A 22,031-nucleotide genomic window follows, 5' to 3' on the forward strand; every position below is an offset into this window, starting at 1 on the left:
CTGGAAAAGGCATAGGCGGCGAGGGTGCCCAGGAATATACTGAGGAAAGTCGACCCGAAGCCGATGATCACCGAATTAAGGAAGCGTTCGCCAAATTTTGAAGGACCGGCGATGACCATATCGTACTGGCGCACGATGTCTTCATACCAGGTCTCGGGCGGGTTAGCGGCGAGAAATTCCTCTGTCTGGCGCGTGCGGGTGGTAAAAAGGTTCACGTAACCTTCCAGCGTTGGCTCAAAGAAGACCTTTGGCGGGTAACTGATCGCATCCGAGGGGGATTTGAATCCGGTGAGCATAATCCAGGCGAGCGGGATCATCGTGATCAGCGCGTAGGTGATGACCAGCGTGCCGGCCAGCCATTTGGACCGTTTGCCGGGTTCGGTGACAGAGAAGCTGCTCATTCCGTGGTCTCCGGTCCGGTGGTCTGTTGCGCGTCGTCGACCGGGGGTTTCTGTCCGGGTGCGGCGTTGAGGTTGACGGGACCTGACAGAGTGACGCGGGCGATCAGCGGGGAGGCTGCTTTTCTGGTCTGAATGGTGATTTTCATGATCAGCGCTCCTTCACCTTATTAAGGGCTTTGACGTAGATGGAGGCGAGGCCGAAGACGGTCACGAAAAGGATGATCGCATAGGCCGATGCATAGCCGGTGCGCCATTTCTCGAAAGCTTCGCGTTTGAGGTTGATCGACGTAAGCTCGGTCGTGGAGCCGGGGCCGCCGCCGGTGAGCTGCACCACAAGATCGAACATTTTGAAATTCTCGATGCCACGAAAGAGGACGGCGAGCATCAGGAAGGGCAGAACCATCGGAACGGTGATCGTGAAGAACTGCCGGAGCTTGGACGCGCGGTCTATTTCGGCGGCCTCATAGATATAGTCGGGAATGGAGCGGAGGCCGGCGAGACAGATCAGCATCACGAAGGGCGTCCACATCCACGTATCGACGATGACGATCGACCAGGGGGCGAGATCAACAGAGCCCAGCATCTCGAAGCTTGACGGATCCTTGCCTGTGAAAAAGGCCACGATGTAGTTAAAGAGCCCGATCTGCGGCTGGTAGAGAAATTTCCAGAAATTGCCGACGACTGCGGGGCTGAGCATCATGGGCAGCACGATAATCGTGGTCCAGAGGTCATTGCCTTTGAATTTGCGGTTGATGAGCCAGGCCAGCGTAAAGCCGATCAGCACCTGGAAGAAAATCGTCCAGAACAGAAAATGCGCCGTGGCCTGCATGTTGAGCCAGATGTCGGTGTCATTGAGAATGCGTTCGTAATTGCGCAGACCCACGTATTCGACGTCGCGGTTCAGACGGTTGGCGCGGAAGTTGGTGAAGCTGAGATTGATCGTCCAGATCAGCGGAAAGATATTGATCGCCAGCAGGAGGAAAATCGTGGGCGCCACGAAGATCCAGGCGATGGCCCGGTCGCTCAGGCCTTTGATCTTTCGGGCCATGACGGGGGGCGTGGCCTCGGCCGCGCGGGTGATGGGGGTGTCGGACATTTAAACGCAGCTTTCCGGTGGCAAGGCGGGGGGCCGCCTCACCGGTTCAGGAGAGATCCAGGGTGAGGCACGTGCCCCACCCTGAAGTGATTTTCAGAGTTTGCCTTCGTCTTCGAAGGTCTCTGTCCAATCCTCGATCAGCTTGTCGAGCGCTTCCTGTGCGGTGCCCTGATCGGCGACCACATAGTCGTGGATGCGTTTCTGCATGGCCAGAAGCAGTTCGGCATAAGCCGGCTCCTGCCAGAAGTCCTGCACGGCACCCATGGCTTCGAGGAAGTCACCGGCAAAGGGCGCGCTGTCCACGAAACCGGGGTCTTCGAGCACAGCTTTGTGCGCGGAATAACCACCCAGATCCCACCATTTCTGCTGGACCTCGGGGTTTGCGAACCACTTGATGTACTCAAGCGCCGCGTCCTGCTTTTCGGAGTAAGCGACAACCGAGATGCCCTGACCGCCCAGCGTCGAGCCCGCCTGATTTTGCGGCGGATTCACGAAGAAGTCGATTTTTTCGCCGCCGGTATTGGGGTCAGCATAGAGACCCGGGAAGAAAGCGAACCAGTTCATCGCCATCGCCACCTGGCCGGATTTGAACGCATCAAGGCTTTCACCCATGTAGCTGTTCGTGTAGCCTGGAGGTGTCGCTGTCTTATAGAATTCTTTATAAAACTCAAGTGCTTCAACGGCTTCCGGCGAGTTTACAGCGCCTTCCATATCGTAAGAGCCGGGCTCGTTTTCATATTTGAAGCCCCAGGGGTAAAGTGCCGAGGTAACACCCATTGTGATGCCCTCAGAGCCGCGTTCGGTAAAGATGGCGGCACCATAAACGGTCTGTCCGTCGATCTCGCGGCCCTGGAAGAACTGAGCTGTTTCAAGCAGCTCTTTCTGGGTTGTCGGCTCCGCCAGGTCGCGGCCGGTAGCCTCTTTGAATGCCGCCTTGATGTCGTCGCGTGCGAACCAGTCTTTGCGATAGAACCAGCCGTTGGCGTCGCCCATGGCCGGCAGGGCGTAATAGTTCGGCGTGCCTTTTGGCCATGTGGAATAGGCATAAACGGTGGCGTCTGCGAAATCGCCCATCGAAATGCCTTCGGCGTCAAAGAAATCATTGAGCTTCACGTAGTGGCCGTTTTCCGCCCCGCCACCGATCCACTGGCTGTCTCCGATGAGCAGGTCGCAGAGCTTACCACCCGAGTTGAGCTCATTGAGCATACGGTCGGCGAAATTGGGCCATGGGATAAATTCAAAGCTCATGGTGTGGCCGGACTGCTCTTCGAATTCTTTGGACAGCTCGACAAGAGCGTTGGCCGGATCCCAGGCAGCCCAGCACAATGTGAGTTCTTCGGCCTGAGCGGCACTGCTCATGCCCGCGGCTGCGAGGCTGAGTGCGCTGACCGTGGTCAGTTTCGAAAATTTCATGTGATTCCTCCCTATGTGTCACGCCCGACCGCTTGATGACGATTCGGTGGCTGACTGATCAGAGGCTAATTGAGGGACGTACCTCATGTCGATGATTTTTTTGAGGGGCGTACCTCAAAAATTGCTAAAGCGCTGTTTTGAATAGAATGTTTGTATGATTATACCTCAAGAACAGAAGACAAACAAAAATCGGCGATCAGTACATGTGAGACTGGGAACGAGGTCTGATGCGCCCCGGGGAACAGTATGATGTTTACCACATGAGTCTGATTATCAGGCCCCTCGCGCAGACATGCCAGCGACGTGTGCCGGTTTTGCAGTCAGACTTCTCCGTCGCGGACATTGCCGCGAAGTGCTTTGACCTCGCCACGGGCTTTTTTCGCCTTCAGGCGGCGCTTTTTCGACCCTAATGTGGGCTTTGTCGGGATACGGCGTTTGGGTGGTATGAGGGCTTTGCGGATGAGTTCGACCAGCCGGTCGCGCACGATATCGCGGTTGCGGGCCTGGCTGCGGGTCTCGTCGCATTGCAGCACCAGCGCACCTTCGGTGGTCCAGCGGCGTCCGGCGAGGCGGCGCAGACGGTTTTTCACCGGTTGCGCCAGATTGGGCGAGCGGGCTGCCTCAAAGCGCAGCTCCACAGCAGAAGACACCTTATTCACATTCTGCCCGCCAGGTCCGGACGAGCGGATGAAGTTCTCGGTCAGTTCCCAGTCTTCGATGGCGATGTCTTTATTGATCCTCAGCATAGGGTGCCTTTTGCCACGAAATGCGCAGACGAAAAAGGGCCGCACGGGATGCGTGCGGCCCAATCGAATGGTTTACGGAGGTGGGGTCGGTTAGACGACCGTCCACTTCGGGGTTCTGCCCGCCAAGGGCTGCCTCAGCAGGCGACCTCCAAAGCTGTTCCGACACCTCTCTCCAATACCGTTCTTGACACTGGATCACCTCCTTTACCTATCTGTTAAAACTATCTGAATCGTCGCACAGCAAATCGCTTTCGCCAAGCCCTTTTTTACAGATCGCCCACAAGGAAACCCGCCGGTGATTGTTTTGCAGGCAGCCCCGGCAGAGGGGTCAGGTCGCCGGCGCGAGCCTCGCGGTCAGGGCCCGGAAGGGAATAAGGGCAATGAGCGCCAGCGCCAGTTTCACGCCCCAGTCGGCCACGGCGAGCGACACCCAGAGCGGCGCCACAGGGCCCACGCCCAGCACGGGCAGGACTTCGCCGGCCCAGGACACGTCGTTGCCGGGTTCGAGGAATGTAAGGCGCGCGGAGAAGGCGATGGTGAAGAAGAGTGCGGTATCCACGGTGCTGCCGATGATCGTTGAGGCCAGCGGCGCGCGCCACCAGGCGCCATTCCGGAGTGCGGAAAAGACAGCCACATCCAGCAGTTGCGCGGTGAGAAAGGCGATCGCTGATCCGACGGCGATGCGCAGGGTAACGAGAGGCCCGAATTCACCCGTGATCTGCGTGCCGATGAGAGAGCAGATGACCCCCACTACGAAACCCGCGAGCACAACGCGCCGGGCGGCCTGCGCGCCATAGACGCGGTTCATGATATCGGTGACCAGAAAGGCCAGCGGATAGGTGAAGGCCCCCCATGTCAGCCAATTCCCGAAGAGGAACTGCACGAGGATATTGGACGCCACCACGATGGCGGCCATGGCAATAATGCCGGGGATATAAGCGCGGGTCATGAGTTTGTTTTTCCGTTTTGACAAGGGTGCGGCACTTGGTCCGCGCTGTGGCGGACGGGCGGTCTTTAGGCTGCATCCGCCCGGGGCGCAAGTCACTCTTTGAGGACGCATTCCGTCAGTGCGCTGCGCAGGAGCGCCAAACTGTTATCGCCCGGCACCATAGTAAGGCGGATATGGTCTGCCGGATCCTGCCAGACGGCGAGGGCTTCGCGGTTGCCGTGCCAGCGCGGGATCGTGACACCTTTATCGCGCGCCAGCGTATCGTTCAGCAGGTAACCTGCACCGGCGACTATAAAAAATCCGCGACCGCCGGGCGTGAGATCAATACCGGAGAACCTGCTGCTAGCAGGCCCACCCGGGATCAGGTGTCAGAACTGCGCTCACTTCTGCGCAGGGTGGACCGGTGACCGCCGCGCTGTCTGCCTGCAGCGGCATTTGACAGATCAGCGCGAGGAAAGGACGGTGGCGCATTGTGCCGGAAGATCCGCAACGCGCAATTCACGGCGGGGTTTCGGCGCGGGCGCGTTGGGGTCCGGCGGCGGCGGGTTAAGGATGTTGTTCACCCAGGCCTGGGCATCCGCGCAGCCATCGCCGGCAGGAGGTGGCGTCTGGTTCACGCAGCCCCGCGCGCCCTTCGGGCAGGCGAGCCGCACGTGGAAGTGATAGTGATGCCCGTACCACGGCCGCACTTTATTCAGCCAGGACCGGTCGCCTTTGGCGTCCTTGCACATCTGCACCTTGGCACCGGGGAAGATGAAAATCCGCGCGACACGCGGATCAGAAGCGGCGGCCTTGACGATCTGGTGATGCGCGGATGTCCAGTTGTCGTTGACGAAAGCGCCCTTGTTACGGCGCATGGAGACAGACGAGATATTCTCGCGCTGGCTGGCAGACAGCGACAGGTTATCCGCACGCCGAAGCCAGATGTCGGCATCAAGACCGATCTGGTGGCTGCGATGGCCCGAGAGCATCGGCCCGCCGCGCGGCTGGCTCAGATCACCTACATAGATGCCGTTCCACCCGGGTTGCCGGGCGGCAGCGCGGCTGAGGTCTTCGACGAAATTCACGGTATCGGGATGCGCCCAGTTACGGTTGCGCGACAGGCGCATTGCCTGCCAGGTCGGGCCGGTTTCGGCAAGCTGTGCGGCACCCGCGACGCAGCCTTTGGCGTAGCTCCCAAAGGGCGCGGGGGCCTGGCCAGAGCCATCGGTTTTTGCGCCGAAGACGGATTTGGCGACTTTCTGAGCATCGGCGGATCCTGAGGTGCCGATGGTGGGCAGCGGTCCGGCAGGGGCGGTGTTTGTCGCAGGTTGCGAACAGGCCGCCAGTATGAGGCCGGCAGCACAGATCAGTGTTATCATTCGGGGCAGTGTCATCGGACGCGGTCTCCCTTTGGATGGACCCAGATCAGCACGAAAAGGGACAGGATGAAAAGCCCGATAAGCGGAGAGATGCCCATGCGCGCGCTTTCAGTGAGGGTGGTGACAACCGAGATCAGCGCAGGCGCCAGAAAGGCCGTGGCTTTACCCGACAGTGCAAAGAGACCGAATGCCTCGGTGGGGCGGTCGGGGTTGGTGTGACGCACCATCATTGAGCGGGAGGCAGCATAAAGTGCGCCGCCTGCCCCGCCGATGGCTGCACCGCAGATGTAAAAGAGCGCATCCGGCAGGGTGGAGCCGGGTGCGAGGGGCTGACCGAAGAAGGCCTCCCGCGACATGCCCACGATGATGCAGCAGACAGCTATGAGAATGAAAATACAGACCCTGATAATAGGTTTAGGGCCGAATTTCGCGTCAAAGCGCCCGCCGATCCATGTGGCGATGGCGGCGGTCACCGCACCGAGAATCCCAAAGAGCGCGATATTGGTCAGGGACCAGTCGAGTACCAGACGCGCATAGACACCGCCAAAGCCATAAAGCGCATTGAGAGCGTCGCGGTAGAGCATGGACGAGCCCAGATAGGCAGCAAGGCTGGGGCGTTTGAGGACCTGTGCCAGCGACGCTCGGAGATCGCTCATAGCCTCGGCGAAGCCGCCCTGCTTTACAACCGGGGCAGGTTCGCGGACCCAAAGGAAATAGGGGATCATGAAAAGCGCAAACCACAGTGCGATGAAGGGGCCGACAAAGCGGGTACCCTCGCTTTGCGCGGGGTCCAGCCCGAAGGCGGGGGCGAGGCCAATGAGCGTGGTGCCTGCCTCCGGGTTGGCCTCGAAGAAAAAGAGCAGCATGACAAAGAGCGAGACCACCCCGCCCCAGTATCCGAGCGCCGCACCCGTGCCGCTGATCTGTCCGATGGTATTCTCGTCGCCCAGACCCGGGAGCTGTGCATTGACGAAAATCAGCGCGAACTCGGCGGCGACAAAGCCGATGGCGAAGGCCACGAGACAAAACCACAGGCCAGAGCCGTCAGGCATCAGGTACCACATCGCCGCAGCCGCAATCACATAGATCACCGAAAAGGCGATGATCCAGGGCATGCGTTTGCCGGTGCTGTCAGCATAAGCCCCGATGACGGGTCCCAGCAGACCGATGGTCAGCCCTGCGACCAGCTGCGCGTTGGCCCAGACCGATTGCGCGCGCGCATCTGCGGCATTTTCCGCCATGCCGCCGGCGGAAAAAAAATCGGTGGCGACACCGGCAAAATAGGGACCGAAGATGAAGGTGAGACCAAGCGTATAGAAAGGCTGCGTCGCCCAGTCGAAGGCAAACCACCCCCAGATACGCTTTTTCTCCACTGTCATGGCTGCCCGCCTCTTATCGTTATCTTAAGCTAAAGCAGCCACAACCCGTTAACGCAAGAAGTGCTTTGACCCGCGGGAGGCGGGGCCTTGCCCTTTGGGACGGGCCTGCTTAACTGAGTGCAGAAGTCAAAAGAGGGGACCTGATGCAGTCGCTGTTCGAAATTCTGATGCTTTTGCTGAACGTGCTGTGGTTCTTCATCATCGCGCATGTGATCATGAGCTGGCTGATTAATTTTCAGGTGCTCAATACGCAGCAACAGCTGGTGGCGCAGATCTGGTATGGTCTGAACCGGCTGCTGGAGCCGATATACGGGCCGGTGCGCCGGATTTTACCGCCGATGGGCGGGATTGATCTGGCACCGCTGGCGGTGCTGATCGCGGTGGCGGCCCTGCGGATCATTCTGGTCAATAATTACGCGGCTTTCGCCTGAGCTCTGTGCCTGCCGGCGCGTTAAATTATCTCTGCGCGGCTGCCAGGTCTTGTTCAGACAATCTTAGTATGTGAGTCTGCATCAAAAGAGCAGACAAACAAACAGGATTTTCCGCATGACCGGCGCTGCCACGCTGTTACGTGATGTCTTTGGCTTTGATGCCTTTCGCCCCGGTCAGGAAGAGATCGTCGATGCAGTGACTGCAGGCGAAAACGTACTCGCTATTATGCCCACGGGGGGCGGTAAATCCCTGTGCTTTCAATTACCTGCACTGATGCGCGAGGGGGTGACGGTGGTCATCTCGCCGCTGATTGCACTGATGCGCGATCAGGTGCGTGCGCTGCAGGAGGCGGGTGTCTGCGCCGGGGCGCTGACCTCGGGCAATACGCCCGAGGAAACCGAGGCGGTTTTCGAAGCACTCGAAGAGGGGCGCCTGCGGCTGCTTTACATGGCACCGGAGCGGCTGGCCTCAGGGGCTGCGGGCCTTCTGCGTCGGGTAGGCGTCTCTATGATCGCCGTCGATGAAGCGCATTGCGTGAGCCAGTGGGGGCATGATTTCCGGCCTGATTATCTGCGTATCGGCGCGCTCCGGCGCGATCTGGGGGTGCCGCTGGCTGCTTTCACGGCGACGGCCGACGCTGAGACCCGCGTGGAAATTACCGAAAAGCTTTTTGGCGGAGAGCAGCCCCGCGCGTTTCTGCATGGGTTTGACCGACCGAACATCCACCTCGCTTTCGCGGCGAAAAACAGCCCGCGCCAGCAGATCCTCGCCTTTGCCGACGCGCGCCGCGGGCAGTCGGGCATCGTTTATTGCGGCACCCGGGCCAAGACGGAAGGGATCGCCCGTGCACTGCGCGAGGCGGGGCACACGGCGCTGCATTATCACGGCGGCATAGACGCAGAAGACCGGCGCATCGCCGAACGCCGGTTTCAGCAGGAAGACGGGCTGATCGTTGTGGCCACCGTTGCCTTTGGCATGGGCGTCGATAAACCGGATATCCGCTGGGTCGCTCATGCGGACCTGCCCAAATCGATCGAGGCTTATTATCAGGAGATCGGCCGCGCGGGGCGCGATGGTGCTCCCGCGGAGACGCTGACGCTCTTTGGCCCGGAGGACATCCGCCTGCGCCGGTCGCAGATCGACGAGGGCCTGGCGCCGCCGGAACGCCGCGCGGCCGATCATGCGCGGCTCAACGCGCTTCTTGGTCTGGCCGAGGCACTGAAATGCCGGCGCGAGACGCTGCTCGGCTATTTCGGCGAGGCCGGGGTGACCTGCGGCAGTTGCGATTTATGTGATACGCCGCCCGAAGTTTTCGATGCCACCGTGGCCGTGCGCAAGGCGCTGTCAGCGATTTTGCGCACCGAGGAATGGTTTGGCGCCGGCCATCTGATTGATATTCTTCTGGGAAACAGAACCGAAAAAGTGTTGCAGCGCGGGCATGACAAGTTGCCGACCTTCGGCGTTGGCACGGAATACGACAAACGGCAGTGGCAGACGATTTTCCGCCAGATGATGGGGCACGACCTGCTGCGCCCCGACCCCGACCGCCATGGCGCGCTGCGCATGACGGATGCGGCGCTGCCGGTGCTGCGCGATCAGGCGACAATTTCGCTGCGCCGTGACAGTATCCGGGCGGCAGCGGGCACGCGGCGGCCGGCGGTAAAGGCGATGGTCTCTGATGAGGACGCGCCGCTTTTGTCGGCGCTCAAGGCGAAACGGCGCGCACTGGCCGAGGCGGCACGGCTGCCGGCCTATATCATTTTCAACGACCGGACGCTTATTGAAATGGCCGAAAAACGCCCGGCGACGTTGGACGATATGGCCGGGATCGGCGGCGTGGGTGCCAAAAAACTCGACAAATACGGCGATGCGTTTCTGGAGGTCATCGCCGGCGAAGCGCCGCAGGTGCATCCGCGGCGGCGCGATCTGGCGGGCAAAGCGGCGGGTACGGTTTACGACCGCTTGCTCGCAGTTCAGGCGGATCTGGCGCGTGGCGCCGAAGGCCATGACAAGCCGCTGAGTTGTTCCGCGTCGCTGCTGGCAAAGGTCGCTCAGATGCATGCGGCTGATGTGCGCACGCTGGAAAAACTGCTGGGCGAGCGGCGGGCGGAGAGATTTGGCCCCGCATTTCTGGACGTTCTGCGGGAGGCGGGCTAAGTCACCTGCTGAGCGCGGGCGGGGTCCGTGAAAGATATTCGGGGAACTGATTTATGCTGGTGGTGATTTCGCCTGCCAAGAGGCTCGACTGGAACGCAACAGACAGGCCGGTGACCGAACCGGCGTTTCGGGAAGATGCGGTGCGTCTTGTACGGACGGCGCGGAATCTGACGCTGCGCAATCTGCGCGATCTGATGGACCTTAGTGATGATCTGGCGCGACTGAACCGCGACAGGTTCCGCGCCTTCGAAGACGAACCCCCGACTGACACCACGCGGCCCGCAGCCTTTGCCTTTGCGGGCGACACGTATCTTGGGCTGGAGGCCTCGAGCCTTGATGACGATGAAATTGCCCGGGCGCAGGATCATCTGCGGATACTCTCGGGCCTTTACGGAGTTCTGAGGCCGCTCGACGCTATCCAGCCTTACCGTCTGGAAATGGGCAGCCGGCTGAAAACCCGCCGGGGGGCGAACCTTTATGATTACTGGCGCGACAATCTTTCAAAGGCTCTGAATGCGCAGGCAGAGACGCTTGGCACCGACCTTCTGGTGAACTGCGCCAGCCAGGAATATTTTGGGGCAGTGGCGCCCGACGCGTTGAAACTGCGGGTGATCACGCCGGCCTTTATGGAAGATAAGGGGGACGGGAAGGGGCCGAGAATGGTCAGCTTCTTTGCCAAAAAAGCCCGCGGCGCAATGGCGCGTTACGTCATTCAGAATCGTCTGAACCGCGCTGAGGATCTGCTTTCATTTGATACCGGCGGCTATGCTTATCAGCCTGAGATGTCAGAACCCGACAGGCCGGTTTTTTTGCGTCCCTATCCCGCGGCCTGATCCGGTTCGTCGACCGGAGCCCGGACCGCGTCCGGACAATGGACCAGGATGCGGGAGATAATCGCAGGTTTACGCAGTGGCTTTGTCATGTAGTGATCCAGCCCGGCGTCAAGGATTTCTTTCTCATCACCGGCCATGGCATGAGCCGTCAGGGCGACAATCGGAACGCGTTCTCCTGTACCCGCTTCCATCCCGCGAATTTGTCTGGCGGCCTCTTTTCCGTCGAGCCGGGGCATTGAGATATCCATAAAGATCAGATCGGGTCGAAACTCTTTCCACATATCCACCGCTTCCTGGCCGTCGCAGGCGAATTTCAGATCAATGTTCAGCGATTTCAGCATTTTGGAAAAAACGAGGCGGTTTGTTTTGTTGTCTTCCGCTGCCAGGATACGCATCAGTCTCGTACCGGATTCATCCGGAGCGTCCAGTTGCCTGGAAACAGACCTTGCGGTGGTGTCAGGAGCAGCGCGATGGCGGAACCCCGGGGCCGGGGTGACCTCACGGGCGACACGCGCTTCGGCCTCGCACAGCCACCGGATCAGATCCACGCGCAGGAACGGACGCTGCATGATCGTGTCCACAGCATCCCGGTCCGCGTTGCGCCGCGCAAGTCCGGCGTTCCCGCAGAGCAGCAGAACGGGCGCATGGTGGCCTGCCTCTCCGAGAACCCGCGCGACTTCAAAACCGTCAGAGATGCCGTCGGTGTGATCGGCAATGACCAGACTGATATCGGCCTGCATCGCGGCCAGCGCTGATTTTGCATCCTCGCCCGTGGTTACTTTTAGTCCCGATTCTTCGAGGTGACGGCGGATGATATCCCGCCCGGCCCAGTCCCGTCCGGTGACGAGTACATGCTGAAGCGTCGGGGGCAGTTCCGCGGCCGGCAGAATGGCCGGACCGTCCGTGGCCATGCGCAGGTCGAACCCAAAGCAGGAGCCGACCCCTTCCTGCGATGTGAGCCAGACTTTCCCGCCCATCATGCCGATCAGCCGCTGGGTAATCGCGAGGCCCAGACCGGTGCCGTCAAACTGCCGGTTTCGTTCATTTTCCACCTGGTTGAATTCACCAAATACGTGATCAATGAGTTCGTCGGGAATGCCGATGCCGGTGTCTTCAACGGTGATGGTCATATCAAGTGCAGCGTCATCCGGCGTCGGGGCACCCTTCACGCGCACCAGTACATGCCCTGAGGTGGTGAATTTGACCGCATTCCCCAGCAGATTTGTCAGCACCTGCCGAATGCGCCCGGGATCGCCCACCACACGGGATGCGATCTGCATCTGATAGTCGACACAAAGCCGCAGCCCCTTCTCCTGCGCGGAGGTCTGCAACAGCGTCATGACGTCATGCACCGCTTTTTCCAGATCAAACGGTTCGGGATGCAGATCCAGCCGTTCGGCCTCGATCTTGGAGTAATCGAGTACGTCGTTGATAATCACCAGAAGCGCTTCGCCCGAGCGTTTGATCGTCTCAACATAAAGCTGCTGCTCTTCGCTGAGGTCGCCCTCTGCCAAAAGGTCCGCCATACCGACAACGCCGTTCATGGGCGTGCGCAGTTCGTGGCTCATATTGGCGAGAAAAGCAGATTTGGCACGGTTGGCGGTTTCGGCACTGTGACGAGCAGATTTCAGCTTTTTCTCATAGGCGACAGTCTCTGTAATGTTGAGACCGAGCGAAATGATATCGCCGTCCGGGCCGCGCTGATCGAGCATTTTTATGTACTGACCGTTCCACAACCGGATCACCTGGGGGGGCGGGTCCGGCGATTGCATGCGGTCAATCATCAGCTGCCGCCACGCGGCGGGCGTCAGATCACCGGTGTTTACAATCCCCTCGTCGGTCAGCACCTGGAGGATGGTGACATAGCTGACCCCGGGCCGGATTTCCTCGAGCTTGTCAAAGACCGCCAGATAGGACGGATTGGCCATGATCAGCTCGAGGTCCGGTGAGAAAAAGGCAAAGCCGTCCTTGATGGTGCCGATCGAATGCCACAGGCGCCGTTCGACACGTTCGATTTTTTCCTGTGCGGCAGAAAGATCTGATTTTACCCGCTGGTTTTCGTCCCGCACGGTGGCAACTTCCGCGCGGGTCTCGACGATCTGATCCGAAAGGTTGCGTGCGTGCTGTCCGAGTTTTCTGTTGGCGGCAAAAAGCTCGGCCTGCTTGAGCTCAAGCAGGCGTTCCGCCGCGAGTCTGCGGCGTCTTTCCTCTGCCATTTTGTTGGCCAGGCTCATCGCGCAACATACATTCGTTAAACCACTGGTTTAGCGGCCAGTATTGCGGATTTCGGTGAATATCGTCTTAAGCAGTACCGCACACCTGCGCCGGGATCTGTTGCTCTTTGTGCCAGATGGTCAGGGTGCGGTCAGCGGCGGCCTTCGCGCAGCCAGGCGGCGGTAATCAGGGCGGCCGAGAGCAGCAGCACCAGCCAGCCGGGCAACAGCGCTGTCTGGCGCACGTCGCGTGTTTCATAGGCACCACGCGGCGTAAAGCCGATCCAGTTGCGACCTGCGGCCGGGCGGCCTTCGCGCACATCCCTGAGTCGTGGCAGACCATCCTCAAGCCGGATAATCCCGCCGCGCAGACCCGCGATAACAGGTGCCAGAATATCGCCCGTCGCGATGGTCTGTTCAAACTCGCGCGGGGCGGCCGGGCCGAGACCGATCACCGCCATCTGATCGCCGTTCTCCAGACGGTAGAGGCCGATCTCCGGTCCTTCATAGGTGGTGCCGAAAACGCCGGGGCTCATTTCGCTGAGGTTCAGCTCGACGGTATTGCCGGAGGGGTCAGTCAGCACCACGGGCGGGACCGTCTCTTCCAGCGTGCGGCGCTGAATGCGCATGGTCAGGCCGGTGGCCTGCGCGGTCAGCGCTTCTTCTTCGAGCTCAGGTTCTTTCATCATCCAGTGGGCCAGACGGCGCAGCAGCTCAAGCTGTGGTCCGCCTCCCTCATAGCCGCGGTTCCAAAGCCAGGCATGATCGGAGGCGAGCAGTGCCACGCGGCCCAGACCCACCCGGTTAAGCACCAGAAGCGGCCGTTCGTCCGCACCGGTCATAACCACATTGCCGTCGGGGTCGGTAATCTCGATCTGGCGCAGCCAGCGGCCCCAGTCGCCGTTGTCGGGCAGATCAGTCGTCACGGGGTGGCGGTTACCAAGGTCGCTCACCACAGGGCGGTAAGGCTGTTCTACCACACGCGCCGTGGGCGCTGCGGGCAGCACAGTACCGAGCGGCGAGCGGAAGATACTGTCGGCGCCGGCAAAATCCGGTCCGGCGGCGACAAGAACGGCACCGCCGGTGCGGATGTAATTGGCCACGTTGTCGAGGTAAAGCGCGGGCAGAATGCCGCGGCGTTTGTAGCGGTCAAAGATGATGAGGTCAAAGTCGTCGATCTTTTCCAGAAAAAGCTCGCGCGTGGGGAAGGCGATGAGGGACAGCTCACTGACCGGCACGCCGTCCTGCTTTTCAGGCGGACGCAGGATGGTGAAGTGCACAAGATCCACAGAGCTGTCTGATTTCAGCAGGTTACGCCATGTGCGCCCACCTGGATGTGGCTCTCCCGAGACCAGCAGGACACGCAGGCGGTCGCGAACACCATTCATCTGCACAAGCGCGCGGTTGTTGCGGTCAGTAAGCTCGCCTTCGGCCATCGGCACGGTAAATTCGATGACGTTGCGCCCGCCGTGTGGCAGGGTCACAGGCAGTTCTATGTCCTGATTCAGCGGCACCTGAAAGAGTTGCGGCTCGGCGCCGTCAACTGAAATTTCCAGTGGGGCGATACCGTCACCCGCAGGTGCCGCGCCCATATCCTCAATGCGCAGGGTGAGCGTCACGGGCTCGCCGATGATGGCAAAGGCCGGCGCGTTGCTGATTGACAGGCGGCGGTCCCAGTCGGTATCGCGGCCCGTCAGCAACAGGTGCATCGGCGCGGGCAGATCAAGCGGCAGACCGGCGTCATGCACGCGGCCGTCACTGACCGCGACGATGCCCGCAATCCGGGCGCGCGGCTCTTCGGCAAGCGCGCCGGAAAGGCTGGTCATCAGGCGGGTGCCTGCGTCGCCGTCGCCGTCAGGGACGACGATGCGGCGGACTTCGGTGTTGGGGCGCGCGGCAATGCGCGCGGCAAGCGCGTCGGCAGCTTCCGTGCGCTGCGCAGGGCGGTCGCTCAGACCCTGGCTGGCGGTTTCATCCTCCAGCAGCATCACGATATCGGTGAGCGGCGCGCGGTCTTCCTGCTGATAGGACGGATTACAGAGCGCACCCAGCACCACCAGGGCCGCAAGTGCGCGCAGGGGCCAGCCGTTCAGGCCGCGCAGCACCGCGAGGGTCACGCTGATCGCGGCGATGACCGCAACCATCAGCACCATGGCCCAGGGGACCAGCGGGTCAAAGATCAGAGCGCCGGTCATTGTCCGAGCCTGTCGAGAAGGGCCGGCACATGAACCTGGTCGGATTTATAGTTTCCGGTGAGCACGTGCATGATCAGGTTTACTCCGAAGCGATAGGCCAGTTCGCGCTGGCGCTCGCCCGTAAAACCGCGGCCCACGGGTACCATCGGTGCACCGTTCTCCGAAATCGCCCATGCAGCGGCCCAGTCGTTGCCGCCGATCACCACCGGCGTTACACCGTCGTTGAGGTTGCGGAAAGGCATGCCTTCGATCTGTTCGGCATCTGGCGGAGCGGCTTCGACCCAGACATCGCGGCTGGTATGGCGTCCCGGGAAATCCTGCAGCAAATAGAAGGTGCGCGTGAGCACGTGATCGGTGGGCAGCGGTTCCAGTGGCGGAATATCCAGCGGGGCCGCGAGATCCTGCAGTTTGCGCCCGTTGGGGCTGGCACCTCCAAAGCGCGCGACATCGGCATCGCGGGTGTCAAAGAGGATCAGACCTCCGGAGCGCAGGTAGTCGTTAAGCTTGGCATAGGCCTCGGAGGAGGGGCGCGGCTGGTCCGGGGTCACGGGCCAGTAGAGGATCGGGAAAAACGCAAGCTCGTCCATCTCCAGATCGACGCCGACCGGGGCCGCAGGCTCTACGGAAGTGCGGAAATTCAGGGTCTGTGACAGGCCCGCGAGACCTGCGCGCGACAGATCGTCGACCCGCGCATTGCCGGTGGAAACATAGGCCAGCGCCAGTTCGGCCGTGGCGCTGAGCGCAAATTCATCGGCTGCGGCATCCGCGCTCTGCGCCTTGGCCTGCGGTGACGCCAGCAGCAGCGCACCGATCACCACGACAGCCGTCCGGTTAACGCGCCCCAGCAGACGGCCCGACAGCGCCAGTGATGCCACCACATCGGCCAGCAACAGCAGCACCGAAAGGCTCAGAAGCCAGCCTGCGACAGGTTGTTCCGGGGCGACGGCAAATCCACGGACCGGAATATCCGCAGGCCAGGTGGCCTGCTCAAGAGTATCGCCGGTACTGATCACGTTGCGCGCCAGAACCCGGTCGCCGGAAGCATATATCCCGGGCTGCAGATCAGGGCCGGCCGGCGCATCGATGAGATCCGTGCCTGAGACGCCCGGCAGCGTACCGGCGTCCGACAGGGTGCCGTACCCGTCCATCACCTGTTCAGGCGTCCATGTGGTGCCTTCCATCTGTGTCAGATCGGGCGTGCCGGCGGAGGAGGACACGGCAAGCCGTTCCAGCATCCGCACGAAAAGACCCGACAGCGGCAGGGTGGACCAGTCTGCACTGGCGGTCACGTGGAAGAGCACGATCTGTCCCTGGCCCCGGGTCTTGCGGGTCACGAGCGGCGTGCCGTCGGTAAGCTCTGCAATGACACGTTCGGCCAGCGTCGGATCGGGCTGGGCCATGACCTGACTGGTGATCTGCACGTCATCAGGGATGTCCAGGCCGAAAAAGGGTGAGTTCTCTCTGAACGGTGCAAGCGCTTTGGGTTCTCCCCAGCTCATCGCACCGCCCACCGTCCTGCCACCGGAGCGCAGGCGCACGGGCATCATCGGGTCTTCGTCCACGCGGGAAATATCGCTGGCGGCGATCCTTGGCCCGGCAAAGCGCAGCAGGAGGCCGCCTTCTTCGATCCAGTCGCCCAACCCGCCGGCTTCGGACGGCGACAGCGTCGCCACGTCCGCGAGCACAATGACATCGGGGTTTGCGGGCAGCACATCTCCCAGCGATCCGCGAATAAGATCGGCATTGGGTTCAAGCGCCTGTTCGAGATAGTGCAGCGGCGACAAAAGCTGCAGCCCTTCACGGCTTTCCCGTCCGGCGATAAGGGCAACCTCACGCCGGCTCAGCGCGTCATCTGCGAGCGTCGTCGCCCCGGCAGAGCGCTGCCCCTGCAGGTCAAACCGCGTGATGCGCGCGCGCAGTTCGGAAGGCAGCGACAGGGCGGCTGTTGCCTCTGTGTCGCCTTCGGCAAAAGTCGCGGTGGCGGTCGCCAGAATGCCCGCGTTTCCGGCAGGGTCACGCCCCCGGGCCTGCAGGATCACCTGACGTTCGGGGCCAGGGGTGGCGCGGATCGCGGTCAGTTGCACCGCGCCATCCTCAAAACCTGCAGGCGCCATGGCCAGCACATTGGCAGCGGTCTGGTAGACTTCAACCGCACCGGCGCTTTCAAAAGCGTCAAGAACCCGGTCGCGGCCCGGATATTCGAGCCCGTCGCTGAACCAAAGCGTATCAAAAGCGCCCAGCTCTGCCGCGAAGCCGGCGGCCCGGGTGGTGCGCGCCTCATCCGGTTGCCAGGGGGCGGGGCTGAACCCGGCAAGCCGGTTGCGCCAGACATCGGCAGCCTGAAACACCGGCGGCTCAGGGCGCGCCATATCGAGAAAGGCCACCGGCCGCCCGGCGCGTCCGGCCCGTGTGAGCTGTGCCTCGACCGCGTCGATCTGATCGGACCAGCGGGTGGCGCCGCCCCAGCTGCCATCCAGCACGATCAGCAGCGGACCATTGTCCTGCGCGCTCTCCTCTTCGGGGTTCAGAACCGGCCCGGCGAGGCCGAGGATGATGGCGGCAACCGCCAGCATGCGCAGCAAAAGCAACCACCATGGCGTACGGTCGGACACGCTTTCGTCATCTTTAAGCCCGAGGAGAAGCGCCACGCCAGGAAAAAGCCGGCGCACAGGGGCCGGCGGCACCGCCCGCAGAATGAGCCAGAGTACCGGCAGCGCCAGCAGCGCCAGCAACAGCCAGGGCGCGGTAAACCCGATGCCTCCCAGAACAGTCATCGCAGCCCCCCGGTATCAAGTGCACGGTAGAGCCACAAAAGAGCCGCCTGCGCCGGCCGGTCGGTGTGATGCATGCCATACTGCCAGCCGGTGATGGCGCAAAGCTGCGTCAGCTCATCTTTGCGGGCGGCCAGGCGTTCCAGATAGCGGTCGCGCAGATCATTGGCTTTGAGCGTTTCGTGGCTGAGACTGCCGCCGACGCTCTCAAAAATAGTGCGCCCGCTGAAGGGGAAAGCCTCTTCTGACGGGTCGAGCACGTGCAGCAGCACGCCGCGCACCCCCCGGTCAGCGGCTTTGGTCAGCGCCAGCGTCACCTCGGCGATGTCACCCATGAAATCCGAGATAAAAACGGCGCGGGCCGAGGGGATCATCGCGCGGTGTTCCGGCGGGCTGTAATCTTCGGTCGCATCCTGCGTGAACATACCGGCAAGCCGCAGGATCTGCTGATTGCCGCGACGGGGCGGCAGCGAAGTGCCCGTGAGCCCCACACGTTCCCCGGCACGCACCAGCAAAATTGCGGTGGCCAGACCAAGGACGCGGGCGCGGTCGGCCTTTTGCGGCAGATCGTCATCGCTCGTGAAGCGCATCGAGGCACCCTGATCTACCCAGAACATCACCGACTGAGCGATCTGAAGCTCGCGTTCGCGCACATATTCGACGTCACCGCGCGCCGAGCGGCGGTAATCGATTATACGCCTGCTGTCACCGGCCTGCGCCGGGCGGTATTGCCAGAAATCATCGCCCATACCTGCGCGCCGCCGGCCGTGATCTCCCAGCAGAACGGAGCCTGCAAGATGCTCGGCGCGGGCCAGCAGCGCGGGCAGGGCGGCGGCTTCGGTCTCTGCCGCGGCGCGAAGGACGGTTTCCGGGGTCACGCTGCCGCTTTCCCTCCGGCAAGTTCTGCGGCGGTGGTCTCTATAAGGTCGGTCAGGCTGTCACCGCGCGCCCGTGCGGCAAAGTTGAGCGCCATCCGGTGGCTGAGCACCGGGCGGGCCATATCGAGCACATCTTCGGACGACGGTGCCAGCCGTCCCTGCAACAGCGCGCGCGCCCGCACGGTCAGCATCAGTGCCTGAGCGGCCCGCGGTCCGGGGCCCCAGGCCACGGTGTCGCGCACTCTCTGGCTGACACCGGGTTCATCAGGGCGGAAGGCCCGAACCAGATCGAGGATCATTTCGACGACGCTTTCGCCCACCGGCATCCGGCGCAGCAACTGCTGTGCTGCCAGCAGTTCAGCGGCGGTAAAGACTTCGGATGATTGCGCTTCTCCCTCCCCCGTGGTCGCCAGCAGAATATCACGTTCCGTATCGCGGTCAGGATAGGCCACGTCGATCTGAACAAGAAACCGGTCAAGCTGTGCTTCAGGCAGGGGATAGGTGCCTTCCTGCTCAATCGGGTTCTGCGTGGCCAGCACATGGAACGGCACACCGAGGCTGCGGCTTTCGCCTGCAACAGTGACTGTTTTCTCCTGCATCGCCTGAAGCAGAGCGGATTGCGTGCGCGGCGAGGCGCGGTTGATTTCGTCGGCCATCAGAAGCTGGCAGAAGATCGGACCCTGAATGAAGCGGAACGCGCGGGAGCCATCGGCGGCGGTATCAAGCACTTCGGAGCCCAGAATGTCGGCAGGCATGAGGTCAGGCGTGAACTGAACCCGGTTGCCGTTGAGCCCCATCACAGTCGAAAGGGTCTCCACCAGGCGGGTTTTGCCCAGTCCCGGCAGACCAATCAGCAGACCGTGACCGCCACAAAGCAATGCCGCCAGTGTCAGATCAACGACACGTTCCTGACCGATGAACCGGTTGGTGATCGACGCTCTTGCGCTTTTGAGTTTTTCGCCCAGCGCTTCGATCTGTCCGACCATGTCTTCTGCTTCGCTCATGACAATATGCTCCGATGAATTATATGTCTGATGTAATCCTATCGCGCTCAGGGGAAATGGCAAAAGCAATGAGTGGACAAAAAACCGTTACACCGTCGGCAGAAAGTCTTGCTGCTTCGTTAACTGCCACAAAAACACGCGGTTTACCGCCTGTTCACAAGTGGAACCCGCCGTTTTGCGGCGATCTGGACATGCGCATCGCCCGTGACGGCACCTGGTTTTATCAGGGTACGCCCATCGGACGGCCCGGGCTGGTGAAGCTTTTTTCATCGATTCTGAAGATGGAAGACGGAAAATACTTCCTCGTGACGCCGGTGGAGAAGGTCGGAATCACCGTTGATGATGCGCCTTTTGTCGCGGTCGATTTTGAGGCGTCCGGCAACGGCGAAGAGCAGACACTGCGTTTTACCACGCAGGTCGAAGACGAGGTGACGGCGGGGCCGGACAATGCAATCCGCGTGGTGCGCGATCCTGAAACCGGTGAACCCTCTCCTTATGTGCATGTCCGCGCGGGTCTTGAGGCGTTGATTGACCGCAAAAGTTTCTACCGGCTGGTGGATATTGGCGTTTATCATGACGGATGGTTCGGGCTGTGGTCCGGTGGCGCATTTTTCAGGGTCATTCCGAGCGACCAATTGCCCTGAGCAACAAAAGAGTGCGCAGGAAAGCAGAGGTCACAACATGCAAAAGGGTCTGAGATGAAAGACAAAGGCACAGCGGTCATCATTGGTGCCGGGACCGGTCTGTCCGCATCGGTTGCGCTTCGGCTTGCAGACGCAGGGTATGATATCGTTCTGGGCGCGCGCGACACCGGCAAACTGCGGGATATTGCGGACCGCACAGGCGCGCGCTGTGTCCCGCTTGACGGCAGCAACCCTGAAGCTGTGGCAGCACTTTATGCGGATCTGCCCGGGCCGCTCAGGGTTGCGATTTATAATCCTTCTGCGCGGATCAGGGGCGATATTGCCGATTTAGACCCTGAAACGGTGCGCAAGGCGATTGAGGTCACGGCCTTCGGATCGTTTCTGACGGGCCGCGAAGCCGCCCGCCTCATGCTGCAGAACGACGGTGAGACAAAAGGGACAATTCTCTTTACCGGGGCCTCTGCCGGGGTAAAGGGCTTTGCGGGTTCTGCCACTTTTGCGATGGGAAAGTTCGCACAGCGCGGTCTGGCACAGTCGATGTCACGCGAGTTGCACCCCAAAGGCATTCACGTGGCCTGGGTAAATATCGACGGGGGCATCTCAAACCCCGACCGTGAAGGGCGCGGGGATGACGGCAGCAATGCAATGCTGGACCCGGATGCGATTGCGGAGAGCTATCAGCATCTGATTGAGCAGCACCGGTCCGCCTGGAGCAGTGAAATTACGTTGCGGCCCTGGGTCGAAACTTTCTGACAGAGCCGCTCCGGGCGGGGCGCAAAAGGGACGGAACCGGATGGCGAAACTGGCGGCTGACCTGAGTATTTTGTGGACCGGCCTGCCCTGGGCGGAGCGGTTCGAGGCGGCCGCCATGGCAGGGTTTTCCGGTGTTGTCGTGCCCTTCCCTTATGACAATCCGGCGAAAGACACTCAGATGGCGCTGCTGCGCAATGGTCTGACGCTGGTGATGATTGCCACCCCGCCGCCTAATTATACCGGTGGGGCGCGCGGCTTTGCGGCTGTTCCGGGGGCAGGGGACAGGTTTGTGCATGATCTGCGGCGGGCGCTGCGCTATTGCGAGGCGCTGCGCGTGCCGGCGCTGCGCGTCCTCGCAGGCGATGCAAGCGGGTCAGATGCCGCCGGGACGCTCCGCGACAATCTGAACAAAGCGGTGGACCGCAGCCCGGCCAGCATCACGCTGCTGGTGGGCCCCGAGCCGGGAGCCGACGCGTTTTTGCAGACCGGCAATCAGGTGGCGCAGCTGGTGTCCGGTGCCGGAACGCCGGTGCTGCGGATGGAGTGGCCGCTGGATGGAATCTCACGGGGCTGGCAGGATGATCTGCGCGCAAATGCGTCTCTGATAAAGCATATTACACTGACCGCGCCGCCGCAGGACAAGTCAGTGGCGGACGGATTTTCAGCGGCAGCTCTTGAACAGGTCCTTGATGAAATCGGGTACACCGGCTGGGTCACCGCAAGCTACCGACCCCGGGGCGCGGTTGAGAAAACGCTTGGATGGATGGTCCGGCTAAGTTGAGTGCGACGCTGTCCCAACCGCCCGC

Annotated in this window: 19 protein-coding genes and 1 pseudogene; 7 read left to right on the forward strand and 13 right to left on the reverse strand. The window is 61.5% G+C overall.

Annotated features, from left to right (window positions below; genetic code table 11):
• From Q0M35_RS05715 to Q0M35_RS05740, 6 genes and pseudogenes are all read right to left on the reverse strand, one after another.
• Positions 1 to 401: pseudogene (locus tag Q0M35_RS05715) on the reverse strand (carbohydrate ABC transporter permease); the annotation flags it as partial.
• Positions 398 to 547, reverse strand: coding sequence for a hypothetical protein (locus Q0M35_RS05720; protein WP_295313258.1), 150 nt, complete (start codon positions 545 to 547; stop codon positions 398 to 400). The gene Q0M35_RS05720 and the pseudogene Q0M35_RS05715, both read right to left, overlap by 4 nt.
• 2 nt (positions 548 to 549) lie before the next feature.
• Positions 550 to 1,497, reverse strand: a complete 948-nt coding sequence (locus Q0M35_RS05725) for a sugar ABC transporter permease (protein ID WP_295313259.1) — start codon at positions 1,495 to 1,497, stop codon at positions 550 to 552.
• A gap of 93 nt (positions 1,498 to 1,590) precedes the next feature.
• A complete protein-coding gene (locus tag Q0M35_RS05730; protein ID WP_295313260.1) occupies positions 1,591 to 2,910 on the reverse strand; it encodes an extracellular solute-binding protein in 1,320 nt (439 codons plus the stop codon).
• Between the two features lie 320 nt (positions 2,911 to 3,230).
• Positions 3,231 to 3,656 (reverse strand): alternative ribosome rescue aminoacyl-tRNA hydrolase ArfB, encoded by a 426-nt coding sequence (arfB, locus tag Q0M35_RS05735; RefSeq protein ID WP_295313261.1) that lies wholly within the window; start codon positions 3,654 to 3,656, stop codon positions 3,231 to 3,233.
• A gap of 328 nt (positions 3,657 to 3,984) precedes the next feature.
• The gene (locus tag Q0M35_RS05740; protein WP_295313262.1) at positions 3,985 to 4,605 is read right to left on the reverse strand and encodes a queuosine precursor transporter; all 621 of its coding nucleotides are present in this window, start codon (positions 4,603 to 4,605) and stop codon (positions 3,985 to 3,987) included.
• Positions 4,606 to 4,640: 35 nt separating this feature from the next.
• On the opposite strand from Q0M35_RS05740, the gene Q0M35_RS05745 reads away from it, so the two are divergent.
• Positions 4,641 to 5,012: a hypothetical protein gene (locus Q0M35_RS05745; RefSeq protein WP_295313263.1), complete on the forward strand. Its 372-nt coding sequence runs from the start codon at positions 4,641 to 4,643 to the stop codon at positions 5,010 to 5,012.
• A gap of 36 nt (positions 5,013 to 5,048) precedes the next feature.
• Here the strand turns inward: Q0M35_RS05745 and mepA are convergent, their stop codons facing one another.
• Both mepA and Q0M35_RS05755 read right to left on the reverse strand, forming a co-directional pair.
• Positions 5,049 to 5,981, reverse strand: a complete 933-nt coding sequence (gene mepA, locus Q0M35_RS05750) for a penicillin-insensitive murein endopeptidase (RefSeq protein WP_295313264.1) — start codon at positions 5,979 to 5,981, stop codon at positions 5,049 to 5,051.
• Positions 5,978 to 7,345, reverse strand: a complete 1,368-nt coding sequence (locus Q0M35_RS05755; protein ID WP_295313265.1) for an MFS transporter — start codon at positions 7,343 to 7,345, stop codon at positions 5,978 to 5,980. The genes mepA and Q0M35_RS05755 overlap by 4 nt, the downstream gene beginning before the upstream one ends.
• Before the next feature lie 143 nt (positions 7,346 to 7,488).
• On the opposite strand from Q0M35_RS05755, the gene Q0M35_RS05760 reads away from it, so the two are divergent.
• The 3 genes from Q0M35_RS05760 to yaaA all read left to right on the forward strand — a co-directional run bounded on the left by Q0M35_RS05760 (position 7,489) and on the right by yaaA (position 10,767).
• Complete coding sequence (locus tag Q0M35_RS05760; RefSeq protein ID WP_295313266.1) at positions 7,489 to 7,776, forward strand: YggT family protein; 288 nt, start codon at positions 7,489 to 7,491, stop codon at positions 7,774 to 7,776.
• Between the two features lie 115 nt (positions 7,777 to 7,891).
• A complete protein-coding gene (recQ, locus tag Q0M35_RS05765) occupies positions 7,892 to 9,934 on the forward strand; it encodes a DNA helicase RecQ (RefSeq protein WP_295313267.1) in 2,043 nt (680 codons plus the stop codon).
• Between the two features lie 53 nt (positions 9,935 to 9,987).
• Positions 9,988 to 10,767 carry a peroxide stress protein YaaA gene (yaaA, locus tag Q0M35_RS05770; protein ID WP_295313268.1) on the forward strand — a complete coding sequence of 260 codons (780 nt, stop codon included), beginning with the start codon at positions 9,988 to 9,990 and terminating at the stop codon, positions 10,765 to 10,767.
• On the opposite strand, the gene Q0M35_RS05775 is transcribed toward yaaA, so the two are convergent.
• From Q0M35_RS05775 to Q0M35_RS05795, 5 genes are all read right to left on the reverse strand, one after another.
• The gene (locus Q0M35_RS05775; protein ID WP_366519639.1) at positions 10,752 to 12,983 is read right to left on the reverse strand and encodes a response regulator; all 2,232 of its coding nucleotides are present in this window, start codon (positions 12,981 to 12,983) and stop codon (positions 10,752 to 10,754) included. The two genes, yaaA and Q0M35_RS05775, sit on opposite strands and share 16 nt — an antisense overlap.
• A 149-nt stretch (positions 12,984 to 13,132) precedes the next feature.
• Positions 13,133 to 15,175 (reverse strand): hypothetical protein, encoded by a 2,043-nt coding sequence (locus tag Q0M35_RS05780; RefSeq protein WP_295313270.1) that lies wholly within the window; start codon positions 15,173 to 15,175, stop codon positions 13,133 to 13,135.
• Positions 15,172 to 17,949, reverse strand: coding sequence for a DUF4159 domain-containing protein (locus tag Q0M35_RS05785; RefSeq protein ID WP_295313271.1), 2,778 nt, complete (start codon positions 17,947 to 17,949; stop codon positions 15,172 to 15,174). Before Q0M35_RS05785 ends, Q0M35_RS05780 begins: the two co-directional genes overlap by 4 nt.
• Positions 17,946 to 18,824 (reverse strand): DUF58 domain-containing protein, encoded by an 879-nt coding sequence (locus Q0M35_RS05790; protein ID WP_295313272.1) that lies wholly within the window; start codon positions 18,822 to 18,824, stop codon positions 17,946 to 17,948. The genes Q0M35_RS05785 and Q0M35_RS05790 overlap by 4 nt, the downstream gene beginning before the upstream one ends.
• Positions 18,821 to 19,828 carry a MoxR family ATPase gene (locus Q0M35_RS05795; protein ID WP_295313273.1) on the reverse strand — a complete coding sequence of 336 codons (1,008 nt, stop codon included), beginning with the start codon at positions 19,826 to 19,828 and terminating at the stop codon, positions 18,821 to 18,823. The genes Q0M35_RS05790 and Q0M35_RS05795 overlap by 4 nt, the downstream gene beginning before the upstream one ends.
• 68 nt (positions 19,829 to 19,896) lie before the next feature.
• On the opposite strand from Q0M35_RS05795, the gene Q0M35_RS05800 reads away from it, so the two are divergent.
• The 3 genes from Q0M35_RS05800 to Q0M35_RS05810 are packed head-to-tail and all read left to right on the forward strand — an operon-like array spanning position 19,897 to position 22,006.
• Positions 19,897 to 20,472, forward strand: coding sequence for a DUF1285 domain-containing protein (locus Q0M35_RS05800; RefSeq protein WP_295313274.1), 576 nt, complete (start codon positions 19,897 to 19,899; stop codon positions 20,470 to 20,472).
• Positions 20,473 to 20,526: 54 nt separating this feature from the next.
• Positions 20,527 to 21,225, forward strand: a complete 699-nt coding sequence (locus Q0M35_RS05805; protein ID WP_295313275.1) for an SDR family NAD(P)-dependent oxidoreductase — start codon at positions 20,527 to 20,529, stop codon at positions 21,223 to 21,225.
• A gap of 40 nt (positions 21,226 to 21,265) precedes the next feature.
• Positions 21,266 to 22,006 carry a TIM barrel protein gene (locus tag Q0M35_RS05810; RefSeq protein WP_295313276.1) on the forward strand — a complete coding sequence of 247 codons (741 nt, stop codon included), beginning with the start codon at positions 21,266 to 21,268 and terminating at the stop codon, positions 22,004 to 22,006.
• Positions 22,007 to 22,031: the final 25 nt, after the last annotated feature.

The sequence above is a fragment of the Roseobacter sp. genome (assembly GCF_024639605.1).
Lineage (GTDB): Bacteria > Pseudomonadota > Alphaproteobacteria > Rhodobacterales > Rhodobacteraceae > Roseobacter.